Source organism: Endozoicomonas arenosclerae (assembly GCF_001562015.1).
Taxonomy (GTDB): domain Bacteria; phylum Pseudomonadota; class Gammaproteobacteria; order Pseudomonadales; family Endozoicomonadaceae; genus Endozoicomonas_A; species Endozoicomonas_A arenosclerae.
Map to the genome: position 1 here is coordinate 223,086 of NZ_LASA01000059.1, position 18,408 is coordinate 241,493.

15 protein-coding genes are annotated in these 18,408 nt (G+C 45.6%); 10 read left to right on the forward strand and 5 right to left on the reverse strand.

Annotation, left to right across the window (positions count from 1 at the left end; translation table 11 throughout):
* Nucleotides 1-23 precede the first annotated feature (23 nt).
* From WG89_RS07680 to WG89_RS07690, 3 genes are read left to right on the forward strand one after another with little or no spacing between them, the layout of a single operon-like run.
* Nucleotides 24-1,184 carry a DUF262 domain-containing protein gene (locus WG89_RS07680; RefSeq protein WP_062263686.1) on the forward strand — a complete coding sequence of 387 codons (1,161 nt, stop codon included), beginning with the start codon at nt 24-26 and terminating at the stop codon, nt 1,182-1,184.
* A complete protein-coding gene (locus tag WG89_RS07685) occupies nt 1,177-2,286 on the forward strand; it encodes an AAA family ATPase (protein ID WP_062263688.1) in 1,110 nt (369 codons plus the stop codon). Before WG89_RS07680 ends, WG89_RS07685 begins: the two co-directional genes overlap by 8 nt.
* A gap of 12 nt (nt 2,287-2,298) precedes the next feature.
* Nucleotides 2,299-3,282, forward strand: a complete 984-nt coding sequence (locus WG89_RS07690) for a hypothetical protein (protein ID WP_153301475.1) — start codon at nt 2,299-2,301, stop codon at nt 3,280-3,282.
* Nucleotides 3,283-3,904: 622 nt separating this feature from the next.
* Here WG89_RS07690 and WG89_RS07695 read toward each other — a convergent pair.
* A complete protein-coding gene (locus WG89_RS07695) occupies nt 3,905-4,900 on the reverse strand; it encodes a hypothetical protein (protein ID WP_062263694.1) in 996 nt (331 codons plus the stop codon).
* Nucleotides 4,901-5,293: 393 nt separating this feature from the next.
* Here WG89_RS07695 and yegD point away from each other — a divergent pair, with 393 nt between their 5' ends.
* From yegD to WG89_RS07720, 5 genes are all read left to right on the forward strand, one after another.
* The gene (gene yegD / locus WG89_RS07700; RefSeq protein WP_062263697.1) at nt 5,294-6,646 is read left to right on the forward strand and encodes a molecular chaperone; all 1,353 of its coding nucleotides are present in this window, start codon (nt 5,294-5,296) and stop codon (nt 6,644-6,646) included.
* 110 nt (nt 6,647-6,756) lie between these two features.
* Nucleotides 6,757-7,530 (forward strand): RNA polymerase sigma factor SigZ, encoded by a 774-nt coding sequence (gene sigZ / locus WG89_RS07705; RefSeq protein ID WP_245662884.1) that lies wholly within the window; start codon nt 6,757-6,759, stop codon nt 7,528-7,530.
* 96 nt (nt 7,531-7,626) lie between these two features.
* A complete protein-coding gene (locus WG89_RS07710) occupies nt 7,627-8,388 on the forward strand; it encodes a glutathione S-transferase family protein (protein WP_062263700.1) in 762 nt (253 codons plus the stop codon).
* A gap of 54 nt (nt 8,389-8,442) precedes the next feature.
* Nucleotides 8,443-9,804: an NAD(P)-binding domain-containing protein gene (locus tag WG89_RS07715; RefSeq protein ID WP_062263703.1), complete on the forward strand. Its 1,362-nt coding sequence runs from the start codon at nt 8,443-8,445 to the stop codon at nt 9,802-9,804.
* Between the two features lie 130 nt (nt 9,805-9,934).
* Entirely contained in the window at nt 9,935-10,630 is a 696-nt protein-coding gene (locus tag WG89_RS07720) for a class I SAM-dependent DNA methyltransferase (RefSeq protein WP_062263706.1), read from the forward strand.
* Nucleotides 10,631-10,688: 58 nt separating this feature from the next.
* On the opposite strand, the gene WG89_RS07725 is transcribed toward WG89_RS07720, so the two are convergent.
* On the reverse strand, nt 10,689-11,309 hold the full coding sequence (locus tag WG89_RS07725; RefSeq protein ID WP_062263708.1) for an HAD family hydrolase: 621 nt from the start codon (nt 11,307-11,309) through the stop codon (nt 10,689-10,691).
* Between the two features lie 31 nt (nt 11,310-11,340).
* Nucleotides 11,341-11,994 carry an HAD-IA family hydrolase gene (locus WG89_RS07730; protein ID WP_062263711.1) on the reverse strand — a complete coding sequence of 218 codons (654 nt, stop codon included), beginning with the start codon at nt 11,992-11,994 and terminating at the stop codon, nt 11,341-11,343.
* A gap of 189 nt (nt 11,995-12,183) precedes the next feature.
* Between WG89_RS07730 and WG89_RS07735 the strand changes: the two genes are divergently transcribed.
* On the forward strand, nt 12,184-13,065 hold the full coding sequence (locus WG89_RS07735) for an AraC family transcriptional regulator (protein ID WP_062263715.1): 882 nt from the start codon (nt 12,184-12,186) through the stop codon (nt 13,063-13,065).
* Nucleotides 13,066-13,196: 131 nt separating this feature from the next.
* Nucleotides 13,197-14,960 (forward strand): gamma-glutamyltransferase, encoded by a 1,764-nt coding sequence (gene ggt / locus WG89_RS07740; protein ID WP_062263718.1) that lies wholly within the window; start codon nt 13,197-13,199, stop codon nt 14,958-14,960.
* Here ggt and WG89_RS07745 read toward each other — a convergent pair.
* Both WG89_RS07745 and WG89_RS07750 read right to left on the reverse strand, forming a co-directional pair.
* On the reverse strand, nt 14,957-15,940 hold the full coding sequence (locus WG89_RS07745; protein ID WP_062263721.1) for a hypothetical protein: 984 nt from the start codon (nt 15,938-15,940) through the stop codon (nt 14,957-14,959). The genes ggt and WG89_RS07745 overlap by 4 nt on opposite strands.
* Nucleotides 15,941-16,071: 131 nt before the next feature.
* A complete protein-coding gene (locus WG89_RS07750; RefSeq protein ID WP_062263723.1) occupies nt 16,072-18,201 on the reverse strand; it encodes an autotransporter domain-containing protein in 2,130 nt (709 codons plus the stop codon).
* Nucleotides 18,202-18,408: the final 207 nt, after the last annotated feature.

The following is an 18,408-nucleotide window of genomic DNA, read 5'->3' on the forward strand; positions in this document are numbered from 1 at the left end:
CCAAGGATATTCAGGAGACAGAAATGTCAGTCACTCAGGATGATGAAAATGTTATTGAGCTGGAGGAGGAACAGTTTGAATCTGAGGGCGAGGAGAGTGATTCTAACCCCGATGATCAGATGCAGCCATTCAATCCCAGCAAGATTGATATTGCAGTCTCCCCTGTATCTATGGATAGCTTGATTGAGCGTATGGAGCATGGTGAGATTGAGTTAAATACAGACTTTCAGCGCCGGGCTGATCTTTGGTCTCCTAACAAAATGAGCCGTCTGATTGAATCAATATTAATCAGGCTGCCTCTACCTGCGTTTTATTTTGATGCCAGCGATGAAGATAAATGGTTGGTTGTTGATGGGCTACAGCGTCTTTCAGCTATACGCAGATTTGTTATAGATAAGGAGAGGCCGCTAAGGCTGCATGGGCTTGAGTTCCTTTCAAAGGAACTCAAAGGTAAAACCTATGATGAATTGCCTCGGGTTTATAAGAGGCGCTTGAAAGAGTGTCAGGTTACGACCTACCAAATCAGACCAACTACCCCTACAGAAGTGAAGTACAGTATCTTTCAACGTATTAATACAGGTGGGCTGACTCTGAATAATCAGGAAATACGTCACGCAATGGCTAAGCCAAGAGAGCGGGATTTTCTGAAAAAATGTGCAGAAAACCAGTATCTCATTATGACCATGGGTGACCAGTCCCGCCGCATGAGTGACCAGGAGCATGTGCTAAGATTCTTTGCTTTTTTTCAACACGATTTCCAAACCAGTAAAAAGAACATCACAGCCTTTCTGGATGACATGCTGGAAGAGATCAAACAGAAAGCTGATGCAGAGTTGGCCGCCATGAAGTGCTTGTTTGACACTGCAATTGAGCGCTGTAACCGGTTGCTGGATGATGATGCTTTTTTGAAAATTCTTGATGGTTCTCAAAGACAGAAGCGAAAAAGCAGCACTCTGTTTGAGGTGTGGTCTGTTTGTCTCGGACGATATGAGCCTGAGGAGTTTGCCATTCTGGAGTCCAGCAAGGATGTGGTTAAAGCCCGTAATCGCGAATTGCTTAAAAATGATACAGAGTTCTTCAATGCTATAACTTACAGCACCCAGAAAGTTGAGAATGTGAGGGTACGGCATGATCGAGTAAAAAACTTGCTTGATCGGGTTTTGAGGGAGACCATTGATGCTTGAATATTTGCATGTCAAAAACTTTAAAACACTGTTGACCGGTGGATTTCCGTTATCTCATCTGAACATCTTTTCTGGTCTAAACGGTATGGGAAAATCCTCTCTCATACAAACACTGCTGCTATTGCGGCAGTCCTATGAAAGGAATGTTCTCTTTTCTAAAGGATTATTGCTTAAGGGCGATTATGCGTCTCTCGGAACAGGGCGGGATGTTCTCTCCCAAGAGAGTGAAGAAGAAGCCATATATTTCACAGTGAAATGGTCGGAACGGGAAGATGCAGCAGCTTTTGTGTTTGATTATGCAGCGAAGTCTGACTTGCTACCCGTACAAAGTCAGGTGTCAGTATCTAAGCCTGAAGAGTTAAGCCTTTTCAATCAAAATTTCCAATACCTTAGTGCTGACAGGATTTCTCCAAAAAGTCACCATGAACTCTCTGAATTCCACATCAATGAGTTGAACTCACTGGGCAACCAGGGGGAGTATACAGTTCATTACATCGCTGATCATGCTGACCAGCCTCTTGAAAATAAAGCCTTGATTCACCCCTCTGCCGGTTCTAATGATTTGCTGGCCAACATTGATGCCTGGATGTCTGAAATTGCACCTGGTCTCAAGGTAAAGACTGAAGCTTTACCACAATACAACTCCGCTACTCTGAGCTTTGCATTTGTACAGGGAAATGAGACAACCAATGAGTTTAAACCCCAGAACGTAGGCTTTGGTTTGAGCTACGTACTTCCGGTGGTTACCAGTATTTTACGAGCCAGGCTTGGTGATTTGCTGATTATTGAAAACCCAGAGTCTCATTTGCATCCTGCAGGTCAGGCAGTCATGGGGCGATTATGTACGCTGGCTGCACAATCAGGTATTCAGCTAATAGTAGAATCTCATTCAGACCACTTCCTGAACGGTGTCCGTGTTGCCATCAAAGAAGGCCTTGCCCCAAAAGAAACGGTGAGCCTATTTTTCCTTGAACGAGAAAATGAGGGGAGTGAGCACGCATCGCACATTCGAAAGCCAAAGATTGATGATCAGGGCCGTATTGATGAGTGGCCAATTGGCTTCTTTGATGAGTGGGATAAGCAGTTGGAAAAGCTTCTATAAATAAGGTGCTGTATGAGCCAGGTGTTGGTTTTTAACCACCATTCTTTACCGTTTGACAGTCAATCTAGTGCCAGGGCAGCAATACCAGAGTTTATCCAGGTGGCGCTACGTTGCAGGGGTTATGGCTATAACCTGATGCTACTTGATGAAAGCATGGATCCAAACTGGTTTCAGGTGCAGTTGGCCCCAGATTATGCCTGGAGAAACTGGTATGAGGAAGCTCGGAATGACAGTAGCCTGAAAGAGGTTGTACGCGCTTTTCGAAGTCTGCAAACAAGGCAGCCTTTGCTTACGGAAGCCGATTTAAGCGAGATTGGTTATAGTCGTGAAGTTGGTCTGGAAGGTGAACTGAAGGGGGGATCAGCATTACTTGCCTGTTTTTTCTACAACTCGTTTTTGGTCAGCCTTCCAAGCTCTGACGAATGGAGAAAAAACAAGATCAGCGTTTGGGTTCTTGATCTGGATGACAATGGTGAAGATTTTTCTGAGTCTATTGCAGAACTTGATAACATTTTTTCAACAGCATCCCTTGATTACCATAAAGAAACTCTTGATAGCTGTAGGGCGGCCCAGTTAACGACAGGCAAGGAGCTTTGGAGTAAGCGAAAAGAATATTTTAGTGAACTTGTTTTTCTTGATGAGCTGGGTTCTCAACTGAAAAACTGGCGACATCGTGCAGACATTCTTCAGAAGGCCAGAGATTTATTGATATGTTTCAACGATTTTGCTTGTCTCTGGAAATCTGGTGAATTTACTGATTACCAGCATGAGCACCTCATATCATGTGGTCTTTCTGTTGAGGTTAGCGGAGAGTCTTCTTCAGTAAATGACGATCCATCAAAGAGGAAAGAGCGTGAGTTCTGGTTACCAACAGGGGAAAAGGTAAACTGCCAAAATCATGCCAAACTTGCAGATGGATATCGCCTGCATTTTTACCCTGATTCAAAAGAAAAAATCATTTATGTAGCCTATCTCGGTCCTCATTTAAAGACTTGAAAGAACTGTGCTTACATAGGCTGTGTCGTACAATTTAGCCAATATTCAGTCTAATTGAATTGTAAAAAGGATGATCTACACCGAAGACTTCTTGGTAGAACAGCCTGCTATAAGCCTGTTCGAGAATATGAACCGGAAGACGATCATCTGTTGGGAAGAGTTTGGTGTGGAGAAACGTAAACATGCCGCCCTGATCTACAAGGTTTTGTGAATGGCCTGCAGTTAATATCTATCTTTATAGGGGTGTTGGCCTGTCTACAAGTGAAGCGCTTATCATTCCTGCTTTCACCGGGTAAATAGACCGTATCAGGCACTATCAGGGTAAAAGAAAACCGGTATTGTCAGCCAATGCAGGGATTTCGGATAATTCTTCTTCTGATAAAAATGTTGACCGATACCTCGTTAACTCACGTTCTCTGTTGTAAATCCGTCTGCAAAAACGGTACTGAATTTCTTGCTTAACACTCTTCGTTGCGAGGCTACATGGATCTAGGTTTTGACTACGGCGCAGCTAACATTGCAGTTCACGCCATAGCCCAGATGTATATGTAATGCTTTGAAAATCACAGATGATTCCTGCTTAAGAGTCCGGTGTATGTATAAGCTCATACACCGGTTTTTTTTAATAAGGCTGCAACCGTTTTTCAGCACTGTAATGCTCAAAATGCAGATAAGACAATCCGTTTAGGATAATAGTGCCATATTTCTTTGCCAGTAGAGGAAGGCCCACGCTCAGTGATGGACAACCTACGAGAAGTTCATTTTCGGGCTGATGAATTACAGAGATATTTTCCGCCAATACAGTCACCTTATCTTTCTGCATCCATTTAAAAGGAGGACTGTTCGGATAGGGCATCTTCTGGCAGAGAGGGTAAATCTGTTGCAATGACTTATCATTTATTCCACAAGCGGATTGAAGAGAACTTATAGAAAGAGAGGGGGGCTCTGCAGCAAACCTTTCTTCAAGCAACTTGTCATTAATACCAATAACGGATGACCATTGATTTCTGAGAGAGAAGGATGGATAGACTCGCAGCGGATCACCTATCCCCAATAAACAAGCAGAAATGATGACTCTTGTGAGCTCTACATTATGTCCTTCCTCTACGCGATAGTGTGCAGTCTCTTGGAATAGGGGCACAAAGGAGCCAGAGTCTCTCGAATCACTGTACTTCTTTTCATAAACAGCAACGCTATTGGCTGTAAAACGCCAGATAAAATCTCCAATGAAGCGTCTGCCCAGAACACCATCAAACTGATCCACAGGATACTGCTTCAACAATGCATTGGACATACTGTAGATTTTATAGTCGTTCGCCAGTTGATGACTCCCAAACCTTAGGTCAGGGACATAGTGTGTTGCTGAGCTGTCGGGAGAATACCTGAGCAGGCCTGTCTGATCTTTGATTTCATCATCAATCACTATCCGGCCCACATAGATATCTGAGTAATCCATATCCAGTGCAAACCTGTAGGTCTTATCTCCCATAGTAATGGGCAGGCTTAAAACCGATTTTTTGGGATCAATCTTGATTTCTTTAATAGGGGGGTAGTCAGTCATATCAGACTGGGAAACGGCTGTAAAAAAAGTAAGGATCAACACAACTGTCCAACGCATTGGTCAGTCTCCATATTGTTGTTCAGAAATTGGCATGCTGCCTTTCCAAGGCTTTAATCTGGGAGGGAAGATTCTGATCCAATGTATAACAGGAGCGAAACCGAATTGCATGGCTATGCCTTTTCGGGAGGGGTTAAAGGAATGAAGAGAATGATGAAAAAATAGACGGCAGAGAACTAAGCGTCAAAGCTGGAATTTGAATCCCGGAATTAAAAATATTTTTTGTCTCCGTGTTGACCTGTCTATAGGTAAAACGTTTAACATTGCTTCTTCGATGACAGTTACCTGATAAAAAGGATCATCGAAAACCTGTCAGCTCATTTTGCACCTTGTAAATTACCCTAAAAAATATTTCTTTCGCTTTCTACTCGTATTGTTTCATTGAGAGGCTACATGGCTTTAGGTTTTGACTACGGCACAGCAAACTGCTCCGTTGCACACATGGTTGAGGGTAATGTTCAGCCGATATCGCTGGTGGGCGATGATCGTTATATCCCATCTACCTTGAGTGCACCTAACCGGGAGTCTGTTTCTGAGTTTCTATACCGCTTTATGGGGATTTCGCCAGCAGGTAAAGAGGGAGAAGCTTTATTACGTAGTTCAATCAATACCAACCGAAGTGAAGGTATTCAGCTGCATGCAGATGATGTTCGATTTGGGCATCAGGCCACTGACTTGTATCTGGAAGATCCTACTGAGGTCTATTATGTGAAATCGCCCAAATCCTTTTTGGGGTTGTTGGGGTTGCGTGAAATTCAGTTGGCCATCTTTGAAGATCTGGTGTGCGCCATGATGGTCAATGTGAAGCGCCAGACTGAGCAGGTTCTACAAAAAGACTTGAGCCAGGTTGTGATAGGCAGACCCGTAAACTTCCATAATCGGGGTGGCGAGAAGTCGAATCGGCAGGCTCAGGGCATTCTTCACCGTGCTGCCAGCAGGGCTGGCTTCAAAGACATTGAGTTTCAATATGAGCCGGTAGCGGCAGGGTTGGAGTATGAATCTACGCTGACCCGTGACCAGACCGTGCTGGTGGTGGATATTGGTGGCGGTACAACCGATTGCTCCATGCTGAAAATGGGGCCGAGCTGGTTTGAAAAGGAAGACCGAACAGACTCCATGATCGCTCATTCAGGGCGATTCATCGGGGGGAATGATCTGGATATGGCGATTGCTTTCAAGCGCTTTATGTCGGAATTTGGTAAGGATACGAACAGTCAGACGGGTCGTCCGATTCCTACCGAAAACTTCTGGGATCCCATTGCAATCAAAGATGTAGAAGCACAAAGACGTTTTTATGCTTTCAATAATTTAAGTGACTTGAAGCAAACCGTTGCCAGAGCTGAATCGCCTGAAAAAGTCGGCAGACTGCTTCGTGTCTATCAGGATACTCTGGGCTATCGCATCATCCAGGAAGCTGAAAACACTAAAATAGCTTTGGGTGAGCAGCCTGCTTACAACGCTCAAATTGATTTAAAAACTGAGCTGCTGGATATTCCCGTTGATGCAGCCCAGATGGAAGAGGCTATTGCTACGCCGTTAAGAGGTATTACCTCTCTGATTCAGGATTCTATTGTTCAAGCAGGCGTTAAACCTGACTCTGTCTATATCACCGGTGGCGCAGCTCGTTCTCCTATTCTGAGAGCCGCTGTAGCGGAGGTGTTGCCCGATATTCCTATTGCCAATGGCGATTTTGATGGTTCGGTCACTTCGGGGCTGGCCAGATATGCTGAGCATTGTTTTAAATAAACATTATGTTCAATATTTTGATACAACACATTTTGGAGTATGTCCCAAAACATCTGCTATCTATTGGGAAAGAGCTTTGATTTCTCAGAGCAGCGCTTGAGGGACAAATTATGGCAAGAGGTACAGTCATTCTTGATCAAGGTCAGTTGGTTCTGCTACCTGAGGACGCAAACTTTCCTGATGAAGTTAAGGAAGTTAACGTCTTAGTCAGAGGACAGGATCGCATTCTGTCTCCTGTAAAACCCTCATGGAACGCCTTCTTCCTGGAAGAAATTGAAGAGAGAGTCACAGATGATTTTATGGCAGAAAGGGTATTACAAGATCAGGAGTACAAAGTCATGCTAAATCACTGGCAGGAGCACAAAGCCCGGTTGATGGGGTTCATCAACAAAGAGGTGGGTGATCCTTCAACGGCTGAAGATATTCTTCAGGATGTTTACATCAAGGCCCATACCCAGGGACATACGTTGAAAGATGAAAGCAGTATGGGGGCGTGGCTGTACCGAATTGCTCACAATGCGATCATGGATCATTATCGTAAGCTGAAGCCCGTCGCAGAATTAACAGAATTTCTCGAAGAACCGGATATGAATCAGCCCAATCAGGCGCATCAGGATCTGGCTCGCTGTCTTGACCCATTAATCAAGGAGCTTCCAGAAAAATACCGTTTGCCACTGCAAATGGCGGAATTGGAAGGTATGAGTCAGCAGCAGGTGGCCGATAAGTTGGGGCTGTCATTGTCAGGAGCCAAGAGCCGTATACAGCGTGGCCGAGTTCAATTGAAACAGAGTTTTACTGACTGCTGCGACATTGAAGTCAGCCGTGGTGGCGTTACGGACTTCCAACCTAAAAAGCCCGGCTGTGGTGGTTGCGAAAAAAAATAAACATTTTTTGCGTCTTTTTTTCATAACTCGCGTCTTTATAAGCAACGAAACATTAAAGCCGGACTGACCGGTTGTTGCAGACACGAGGTATCGACCATGTTGAAAGTCATCAGTTTTAAAATCTGCCCCTTTGTACAACGTATTACCGGAATGCTGGAAACCAAGGGCATTCCTTATGACATCGAATACATCAGCCTGAGTGATAAACCCCAGTGGTTCCTCGATATTTCCCCAAACGGCCAGGTACCCGTTCTGGTTACTGAAAATGGCACTGCCCTGTTTGAATCCGATGCCATTGCTGAGTATCTGGAAGAAGCCTATCCCGCTCTTCAGCCTGATCTGGATGCAGAGCAGAAAGCTCTGAATCGTGCCTGGAGTTACCTGGGCAGCAAGCAGTATCTGGTTCAGTGTTCTGCCCAGAGAAGTAAGGACGCTCCCACTCTGGTTGAGCGAACAGAAAAACTGGCTTCTGCCTTTGCCAAGGTAGAGAAAGTGCTGGGAGAATATAAATTCTTTAACAGCGACACATTGAGCATGGTGGATCTGGCTTGGCTGCCAGTGTTGCATCGCGCTCATATTATTCAGGAAAACACCGGTTACGACTTTCTGGCGTTCTATCCAAAAACCAAAGTTTGGCAGAAGAATTTGCTGGCCACCGGTTTGGCTGAAAAAACAGTGTCTGAAGACTTTATTGAAAAGTTCACAGGCTTTTATCTGTCAGAAGAGACTTTCCTGGGCCGCTGTCAACAAAAGGGAGAATGTAACGCCCATAACCTGGATGAGTGCTGCGTTGAAACGGGTTGCTGCGAGACCGAAGCAAAGACTTGCCAAACTTCTGGCAATCGCTGTGAGTGTTAAAGCATCACAGCTTATAAATCGGTAAAAGTCTTCAGTTAAAGTCAGGTGTGAAGTATGAATAAAGTCAATCAAGTCGTCGTTATCGGAGCTGGGCCTGTAGGTATGGCCGCCGCTGCTCATTTGTTGGAGAAAGGTCAGAAGCCTCTGGTGCTGGAGAAAGGTGCCTCGGCAGGCAATGCCATGCAGTTCTGGGGGCACGTTCAGGTTTTTACGCCTTGGAAATATGTGGTGGATAAAGCGGTAGTTGCTCTCCTGGAAAAGAGTGGCTGGACTCTTCCTGAACAAGAGCGCCTTCCCACCGCTCAGGAAATTGTTGATGAGTATCTGATACCGGCTGCTTCAACACCAGAACTTAAGTCCGTTATCACTTTTGGCGCAGAAGTTCTGGCTGTTTCCAAAGACAGCCACAGTAAACATACGTCGACGGATCGGGATAAAGCGCTTTTTACAGTCCACTACAGAAATGCTGAGGGTGAAGCCCATATTATCCAGGCTGATGCTGTTATTGATGCCTCAGGAACCTGGTCAAACCCTAATCCGATGGGTCTGGATGGTTTACCGGTTCCCGGTGAAGTCGAAAACCAGGATGCTGTCGCCTATGGCATTCCCGATGTTCTGAACAGGGAGCGTGCTTCTTATGAAGGGAAAAGAACGCTTGTTCTGGGGGCTGGACACTCAGCTATTAATGTAGCTCTGGACCTGATGAAACTGCAGAAATCCAGCAGTAAAACCCGGATTACCTGGGGACTTCGTAAGAACAATATCGAGAAACTGCTGGGTGGCGGTATTAACGATGAGCTGCCTGCTCGTGGCGAGTTGGGTCTTGCTGCCAAAAAAGCTATAGACAGCGGCTCTCTGGAGTTAATCACCCAGATCAGGATAAAGCGCATTGTACAATCCAACACAGGTCTTACTGTTCAGTATGAAAATGACGGTGTTGAAAGCTTCACTGAAGTGGATCGCATTGTTGTGACTACAGGATTCCGTCCTGATCTGAACATGCTGAGGGAACTGCGTCTTGATATTGATCATATTGTGGAAGCTCCCAGTGCTCTGGCGCCATTGATTGACCCAAACCTTCATTCCTGCGGGACAGTAAAACCGCACGGTGTTGATGAGCTGAGCCATCATGACAAGAACTTCTTTATTGTTGGCATGAAAGCCTATGGTCGTGCACCTACTTTCCTGATGCTGACGGGCTATGAGCAGGTACGATCTATTGCTGCTGAGCTGGCGGGTGATAAGGACGCCGCACGTAGAGTTGAACTGGTTTTACCGGAAACCGGTGTATGCAACTCAAGCAGTGCATCAAGCGGTACATCTTGCTGTGCTCCAGAGCCGAAAACATCCGGGTCGGCTTCTTCCTGCTGTGCTCCCAAGCCCAGGCTGAAGCAAACGGTTTCCTGCTGTGGATAACTGAGTGTTGAGACAACTTGCAGCCATTAGGTTGATGACATGTTTTGACAGTGTTTATTCGAATGGTCGGGATTTGTTTTCCTGATACTCTCTTATCAAACAATGCAAAGTATTCAGAGAGGGTGTCAGGATGAGCAAAATGTATGAGCAGTATGCCAAAGATTATGAACAGGCTATTGCTGACAATATCTACAATGGCAACCTTGAGCGCCCTTCTCTGATTGCCATGTTGCCAGAGCTGGCAGGAAAACAAGTTCTGGATCTTGGTTGTGGGCCCGGCGTTTATGCTGAGTACCTGATTGAGCAAGGTGCAACTGTGACTGCAGTGGATGCGTCACAGGCTATGGTTGATATTGTTCGGGAAAAGTTCGGTGAAGGCGTCAGGGCTTATGCTCAGGATCTCTCTCAAGGTTTGCCAGAAGAACAAAATGCCAGTTATGACGTCATCATTTGTCCTTTAACGGTACATTACATTGAAGATGTCAGTGTGTTGTTCCGTGATGTGAAACGCTTGCTTAAGAAAGGAGGGGTTTTCATCTTTTCTACCCATCATCCCGTAGTGGACTTTGAAGTGTCTCCCTCCGGTAATTACTTTAAACGCGAGTTGATCCAGGAAGAGTGGGATACGATCGGCCACCCCGTTGAAGTAAGCTTCTATCGTCGTTCATTAACCGAATGGTTTGAGAGCCTGGCAGCTTCAGGGCTGTGTGTGACATTGCTATCAGAAGGCAAGCCATCAGAACGAATGAAGACTCTCTGTCCTGATAGCTACAAAAAGTTATCGACAACGCCTAACTTTATTTTCTTTAAGTGTGAAAGCCGATAAATAGACCAAAGGTGTAGAAGTAGTCTGATAGGGTTGAACTGAATGTGTGAGCAGGTGGTCAGGACAAGGATAAGCCCAGAGCCATTAAAGCTTGCTCACATTGACTGGCATCTTCAAACTGGATGGATGACATGCCTACCGTTCTGGCACCTTTAACATTAAGTGGCATGTCATCAATGAATACGGATTCTGAAGCCAGAAGTGCATACTTTGAAAGTAACGACTGATAAATACCAGAATCAGGTTTCAATAGTCCTACATCTGCAGAAACGACTGAGCCATCAAACTCATCCCAGAAGTTATAGGTCGTTTTCAGATAATCGACAATTCCCTGTGTATTGTCCGTCAGAGCGTATACTTTATAACCTGATAGCTTGATCTTATTGATTAACTCAATAGTGCCAAAAATCTCTATTTGAGTGGCCTTGACATAATAAAAAAGTTTGTTGGTCTGCTCTGTACTGATTTTAAGTTCATTTTTAAATTCATTCTTTGCTTGTTCCTCTGATAGAAAGCCCTTATTTAAATTTAGCCATGTTTCGCTAGAGAATATTGCTTTGGTAAAACCTTCATCAGTTTTATCGGATCCGAAAGTAAGGCTGGTTATTTCAGATGGTGACCAACGTACAATGACATTGCCAACGTCAAATATTACGTTTCTTATCGTCAATGTATTCACGATTTACTGCCTGTGTAATATTTTTAATGAATTAACTTTGTTGGCTGGATATAGATATCCATTGATTTTTCAAACATACAGAAACATCAAAGTAATCTTCTACTGAAACACTACCGTCTATCTCGATTCTATGTGGGGTAGCTGTATTAATTTTAATGACATCACAACCTGCTTCCAGAGCGGAATATACTCCAGCTTCGGCATCCTCAAATACCAGGCATTCTTCGGTTGTTACACCCAGTTTTTCAGCAGCCATAATATAACCTTCTGGATTGGGTTTGCCGTATGTAACGTCTTCGACGGTAATCAAAATCTTTGGAATAGGGATTGAGGCTGCTTTTAGCCTTCTCAGTGCCAGCTCTCGTGATGCGGATGTGAAAATAGCCCAATCGTCTTTATTAATTTGACTTAAAAATTCAATACTGCCTGGAATTGGCTTTACAGAATCTGCGTTTTGTAGCTCAAATGCTTCTAAGTCGGCTACCTCCTTATCAATGTCCAGTTGTGGCTTTACTTCTCTAATGACATCTTCTGCTGGGCGGCCATGGGCAACAGCCAGTATGCCGGCTGCTTCAACGTCATTATTGTTGGCCCATACCCTCCAGGCTTTCTCAACAACTTCTGTGGAGTCAACAAGCGTACCGTCCATATCAAAAATGATTTTTTCATAGTTCTTGGTAAACATAAAATTTATAACTCATTGTATTTTATGAATAAAATATATTTTTCGACAAGTCAGTTAACTGAGGAGTGAGTTGCATTATGTACCAGAATTAGTGTATTTGCTTATACTATATGGACATTTTTTGGTACTTTTAAGACAGTTTTTAGCGGTAATGAATTTTGAGTGCTTGGGTATCAGGACCCGTGAAAGATGAAGCCTACTTCTGTAAAGACATTAATCAGGCCTGGCTATTCCTGGCGTCACTACTCTGATGACTCTTCGATCTCATCGGGTTTTTCACATTACCATGGTGAGTATGAGCTCATAATACTTTTCAACTTTGTTGGGCGGGCTATGGTTGGAAATATTGATGTTGAAATAGCATCTCCTTCTCTACTATTGATTCCACCTAATGTTTCCCATGACTTCAGCCATTTGAAAGTTAAAAAGGATGATGTATCACCAGAGCATCATAATCTTTGGATAGAAGAAGTATGGCTTTCCAATATGCTTGTCCATTGTAATGAAATGAGGAAGCTAGCAAGCTTTTTTAGAGAAGGGGCAAAAGCCATACAGTTTTCGAAACAGGCAGCGCTTGAAGCCAAAGAAGTCATTCATGATATTGATTACAGCACTTCCAGTCTGGAGCAGCTGTCGGTTCTCCTAAAAGTTTTCTCAGTGATAACACAGGATAAAGGGTATACCTTCCTTAGCTCATCTCATAGTGATGTTATTGAATGCAATAAAGACAGAGTGGACGTTCTTTCTCAGTTTCTTGATGAGAATTATGCAAAAGAGATTACGTTAGCCAGTTTGGCTCAGCACATTTACTGTAGCGAAAGAACGACTGGCAGGCTATTTAAGAGTCATTTTGGTGAGACTTTCAGTCAGAGGCTAAAGAAAATACGATTAAGTCATGCTGCCACGCTGCTTGAAACAACGAATTTAAGCGTGAGTCTTATATGCAACAATGTGGGGTACAACAATCTGTCCAACTTTAACAGGCTGTTCAAGGAATATAAAAAAATGTCACCTACTGAATATAGGGTGAAGTTTTCAAATAAGATGAATGTTTCAAAAAGCTATCCATAACGCCTGACTTTATTTTATTCAAATGAATGCGTCGATAAATCGACAGAAGATGAGGTTGGCCTATTGCACAACTTCACAAACACTGAAACCATGCACTGACCTGATAAAACCAATGATAAGGAACTCTGTCCATGTCTGGGGGAAAGTTCAGACGGTGTATTCTCGCCGGTCTTGTGGCTGCTTGTTTCACTGTACAGGCAGAAGAAGTGGATGTCAGTGATGATCTGGCTCCTGAAGAAGCAACGGGCTTTGAAGAAAAAGGTCTGGTAAAAGCCAGCAAACATATGGTGGTGGCTGCAAATCCTCTGGCTGTTCAGGCTGGGGATGAAGTTCTTAGGAAAGGAGGTTCTGCAGCGGATGCGGCTATTGCTGTTCAGCTGGTTTTGAATTTGGTGGAACCCCAGTCGTCGGGTATCGGTGGTGGTGCTTTCACACTCTACTATGATGCCGTTAAGAAAAAACTGACGACATTGGATGGCCGTGAAACGGCTCCTCTGGAATCAACACCTACACTCTTTCAGGATGAGAAGGGGAAGCCTCTTAAATTCTTTGATGCCGTAGTGGGTGGCCGCTCCGTAGGTACGCCCGGTACCGTTAAACTCCTGGAAGACATGCATGAACGTTATGGTAAACGTCCATGGTCTGAGCTTTTCCAGCCCGCCATCAAACTGGCCGAAGAAGGTTTTCGTGTTTCTCCAAGATTGGCCAGTCTGATTGTCAAAGATCAGGCAAGGCTGAGCCGATATCCAGACACCCGTCGTTACTTCTTTGATGAAAAAGGGCAGCCGCTCCAGGCTGGAGTCTTGCTGAAAAATCCTGAATTTGCTCACACGCTTAGATTGATTGCCAGCAAGGGCTCGAAAGCATTTTATGAAGGTGAACTGGCGAATAAAATCGTGAAAACAGTCAGGGAAGCCAAAGGTAATCCTGGTGTTCTTTCCCTGGTAGATTTGGAAAACTACCGTGTTAAAGAGCGAACTCCAGTGTGTTCGGCTTATCGGCAATACTCTGTTTGTGGTATGGGCCCTCCTAGCTCCGGTGCAACGACGGTTGGCCAGATTTTAGGTATTTTGCAGTCCTATGAAATGGCCAGCCTGGGCCCTGTGAATCCAGAATCCTGGAGACTGTTTGCGGGGGCTTCAAGGCTGGCTTTTGCTGACCGTGCACGCTATCTCGCAGACAGTGACTATGTACCTGTGCCTGTTCAGGGGTTGCTGGATGATCAGTACCTTGCTGACAGAGCCAAGCTGCTTGAGTCTGATCAGGCTCTGAAGACAGTCTCAGCAGGCAAGCCAGTTTGGCAGCATGCTTCTCTTCAGGCGGATGATCAGTCCATTGAACTGCCATCTACCAGCCATATTTCCATTGTGGATGCAGATGGTAATGCTCTCTCTATGACAACAACCATTGAGAATGGATTCGGCTCTCGTCTGATGGTCGGTGGTTTTCTGCTGAATAATGAGATGACGGACTTTTCCTTTGCCAGCCATAAAAAGGGTGTGCCTATAGCCAATCGGGTAGAGCCAGTAAAAAGACCAAGGTCTTCTATGGCGCCTACTATTGTGATGGACAAATCAGGTAAGCCTTACATCGTTCTGGGATCACCAGGCGGCAGTCGTATTATCAGTTTTGTTGCCAAAGCACTGATTGCTCATATCGACTGGGGTATGGATATTCAGGAAGCCATTAATCTGCCCCATATGCTGAATCCGTTCGGGATGTATGAGCTCGAACAGGGGACAGAAGCGGTGCAGTTGAAGACAGAGCTGGAAAAGCTGGGTTATCCCGTAAAAGTAAGAGAGCTGAACAGTGGCCTGCACGGAATAGTCATTACTGAAGACGGGCTTGAAGGTGGCGCTGATCCTCGCCGTGAAGGTGTGGCGATAGGTTTTTAAGCTTTTCTTGCCCTGAGCTTTGCTTCCACTTCAGGAGGATAAAGCATTGGCCACTGTGAAAGAGACTTGGATTTCTGACAGGCGGGAATGTCTTGCATCCGGGKTTTTATGTCGATGACAAACCGGCTGACTTTGGTCAGGTCCCGGGTATGGGGACCTGACATAAACTCGTCTATATCTTCTCTGATTGAGGCTATGGCTTCTCTGTCACTGCTCAGTTTCCACTTCAGAGATGAAAGCTTCTGATCCAGATACTGCAGATCCATTCGTAATCCATAAGGCCGACCAGCCAGCTGTTTGAGTGTCGATTTAATCTCTCCTGCTGACATGCCTTTGAGATCCTCTTCCATCAGAAACTGCTTTCGCGCCGCTGCCGCTTCGTTTTTATAGGACAAGCCTCGATTACTGAGTCTGTCTGCTGTGCTTCTGGAGTGATAGCCAACGTCTTCAACGATATCCAATGCTATTTTGCCCGCCAGATGGGCGACTACATTCTTTCTGAGTCCCAGATCTCTCAAGTGGGTCAGCAGGTCCAGGTCATCCGCATTAAACTCATAGCCCTGAAACAACCGATCCAGCTTCAGATCTATGGTCACTTCAACCCCTTCTTTTTTGAGCTCTTCTGCGACTGTAGCCAGATTGCCTTTGAGCTTTTCTGCCCAACGGTCAAACTCTGCAGGGTTTGATTTGCTTAATGACAGGATTTCATGCCTGAGTTGTTGCTTGGCTGGACTTTCGTGACGCTGGACATGAGCTTTAGCCTTGCGAATGATGGCATGTCGGCGCTTGAGCCGGGTCTTTGGTCGTGAGCTGTGCTCATCCTCTTTGGGAATTGAGCCTTTAGAAACGGTATACGTCTTGGTTATCCCCCTGCCAAAAGCTTTTACAAAGGACTGGAGGGGTGAAAACGCCTGAACTCGATCAGACAGTCTGCTGCTCCAAGAGGAGGGTGATGACGAATCAGGACCTTGAACGGACATGGCTGCCTTTAAAAAAGAGGGTCTACCTATAAATCTAGACGCTCGGATAGCTTCTTCAGGGGGGGGGGCAGGAAAGAAATAAAAAAAGGGCCATACGGCGAACCGCATGACCCCGGGAGCAACCGTTAAGGTTAGAACTTCATTTCATAAGTCAGTGCCAGTGCGTGGCTCTGACTGCTCTTACCGGTAGAGCCGAAGTAGTCGAAGTGGATATTCTGGTGATCTTTCAGAATCATCGAATAACCGGCGTTGTAGTAAATAGCGTCTTTACCGTAGCTACCGGTTTTCAGCTGCTGCATGCTGCCCTGATCGACATAACCTGCCTTGATCGGGGAGTCATCCAGCATGCTCTTCTGGTAGCCGACACCGAGTCTGAACTCTCTGGGCAGTTCGGTATCCGGAATCAGGTAGGACATTTGCAGACCGGTACGGGTAATCATATGCGTCCGGTTCTGGCTGGCTACTTTCAGTGCCATATCTCCCTGACCTTTTTCCTTGAAGCTATCCACAGAACTGTTGATGTAGAGCACTTCAACGTTAGGTGTCAGGACCAGACCCGTAGCAACATGGTCCATGTTGATGTCATAACCCAGGGAAGCGTAAGCCGTCCATTCCTTCGCTGAGGGGCTGGCTTTGTATTCCTGATTAAAGAGTGGGTCACGACGCTTGCTGTCCATGTCGGTCATGCCGTAGGTCAGAGCAGTGTTGAAGTGCCACTGATCCTTGTTCCAGGAAGCAAAAGGACCGATGCGAAGGTTGCTGGCCTTCATACTGCCCTGAGAGTCCTTGAAGCTGGAACTCATCTTCTGCATGCCAATCATGAGACCGAAGGTCCATTCGCTGGTGAACTGTTTGAAGACACCGACTTCCAGGCCGTAACCGTTGGCATCGAATCCGGCCAGGTTATCCACCTTGCCCTGATCCATCTTGAAACCGTAGATCTGGCCGTAGCTGTAAAGTCCACCTTCCTGGATCAGCTGTTTATTGATGGTCTGCTCGCCTGCAGAGGCCAGCATTTCACCGGTATTCAGATCTTCCAGCTGGGCGCTGGCCAGCATATGGGTGTTGTGGAAACTGTTCATGGCAATGCCGTGGTGAGACATGGCAGCAGTGGACTGAATTGTCACCGCCTGTGCCATACCCGCCGCGTACATGGAATTAACCTGCTTGCCGACTTTGCTGGTGTCGTTGATCGCAGTGGCCTGTTCAATTTCACGGCGTAGTCTTTCCTGCTCCTGACGCAGTTTCTCTTCTTCCTGACGCGTGCGCTCGGCTTCTTCGGCTTCAGCTTCAGCTGCAGCTTCTTCATCTTCCTTGGAAGTTTCAGGCCCAGCTATTTGTGCAACCGGTTCGCCGGCATAGATGATCTCTTCTTCATCCTGGTCAATGCCCAGCAGATAGTTTCTGGCTTTCGCAGCGATATAGAATGCGTCGGTACAAGCCTGCTTGTCTTCACATTTGTCCGGGTGATGGGCTTTAGCGTAATCACGGAAGGCTTTTTTGACTTCTTCTTCACTGGGTGAAGCGTTCTCAGTCAGACCCAGCAATTCCAGAGCGGCTTTACGCTTGGGATCCAGTTCAGGACCATATACAGCATGGCTCTCCAGTGGCTCTCCCAGGTATTTATGATCAACGCTGACGCCACCCTGAGGGTTATTAGCTTTTAGCTTGTCAGCGGTTTCCTTGCCATCCACCGGTGAGGTGTTCTCATCGCGGGTTGCTTCAGGCTTTTCTTCCTGAGGCAGAGGCTTACCCTGATAAGTGTGCTCAAGGCCTTCCTGGTAGCTGCCGCCCTGTGGGTTGTTCTTGGACAGACGCTCGAACTCAGCCTGTTTGGCTTCTTTCTCAGCCTTGGCTTGAGCGGCCCTGTCTTCCTGAATCTCTTTGTCTTCAGGGATGGAGGTTTGGCCGAATAGACTGGCGTAAACCCTGCTGAGATAGGAGGGGGCAGAGGTAGGTTGTTGCTTAGCTTCTGTGGTTGTATTCACCATTGATTCAGGACATGTTGCGTTTGGATGAACTTCTGAGTCATCACTTTCTGTATTGGGTTTTAGGTAATCATCACTGCCATGATATCGATATAAAGTGAGGTAATAGTAGTGGTTATATAACTGGTTAAATTCACGCTTCCAGTATCCGGCCTCCAAATAACTGTTGTATGTTTTTGGCTTGGTTTTAACGACTTGAACAGCCTCTTGCAGTGTTTGCTTTCTGAGTTCACCTAGGGAAGGTGTGAAGAAGTCCATCAATCCTTTGAGCATGTTCTAAAACACAATTCTTAGAACTAAAAGCGAGGATAGGGTCGCTCATTATCTACTTTTCAGCCGGTTTTCTCGGCTGATAGGCAGATTAACCCCTACGTAGCATTTGATCCAATCTAACCACATTAGCCAGAGCAAAAAGAGTGGCCAGTTTATTGTCATTTTTCCCGATGCCTCGATACGCTGTTTTTACAAATCCAAACTGGC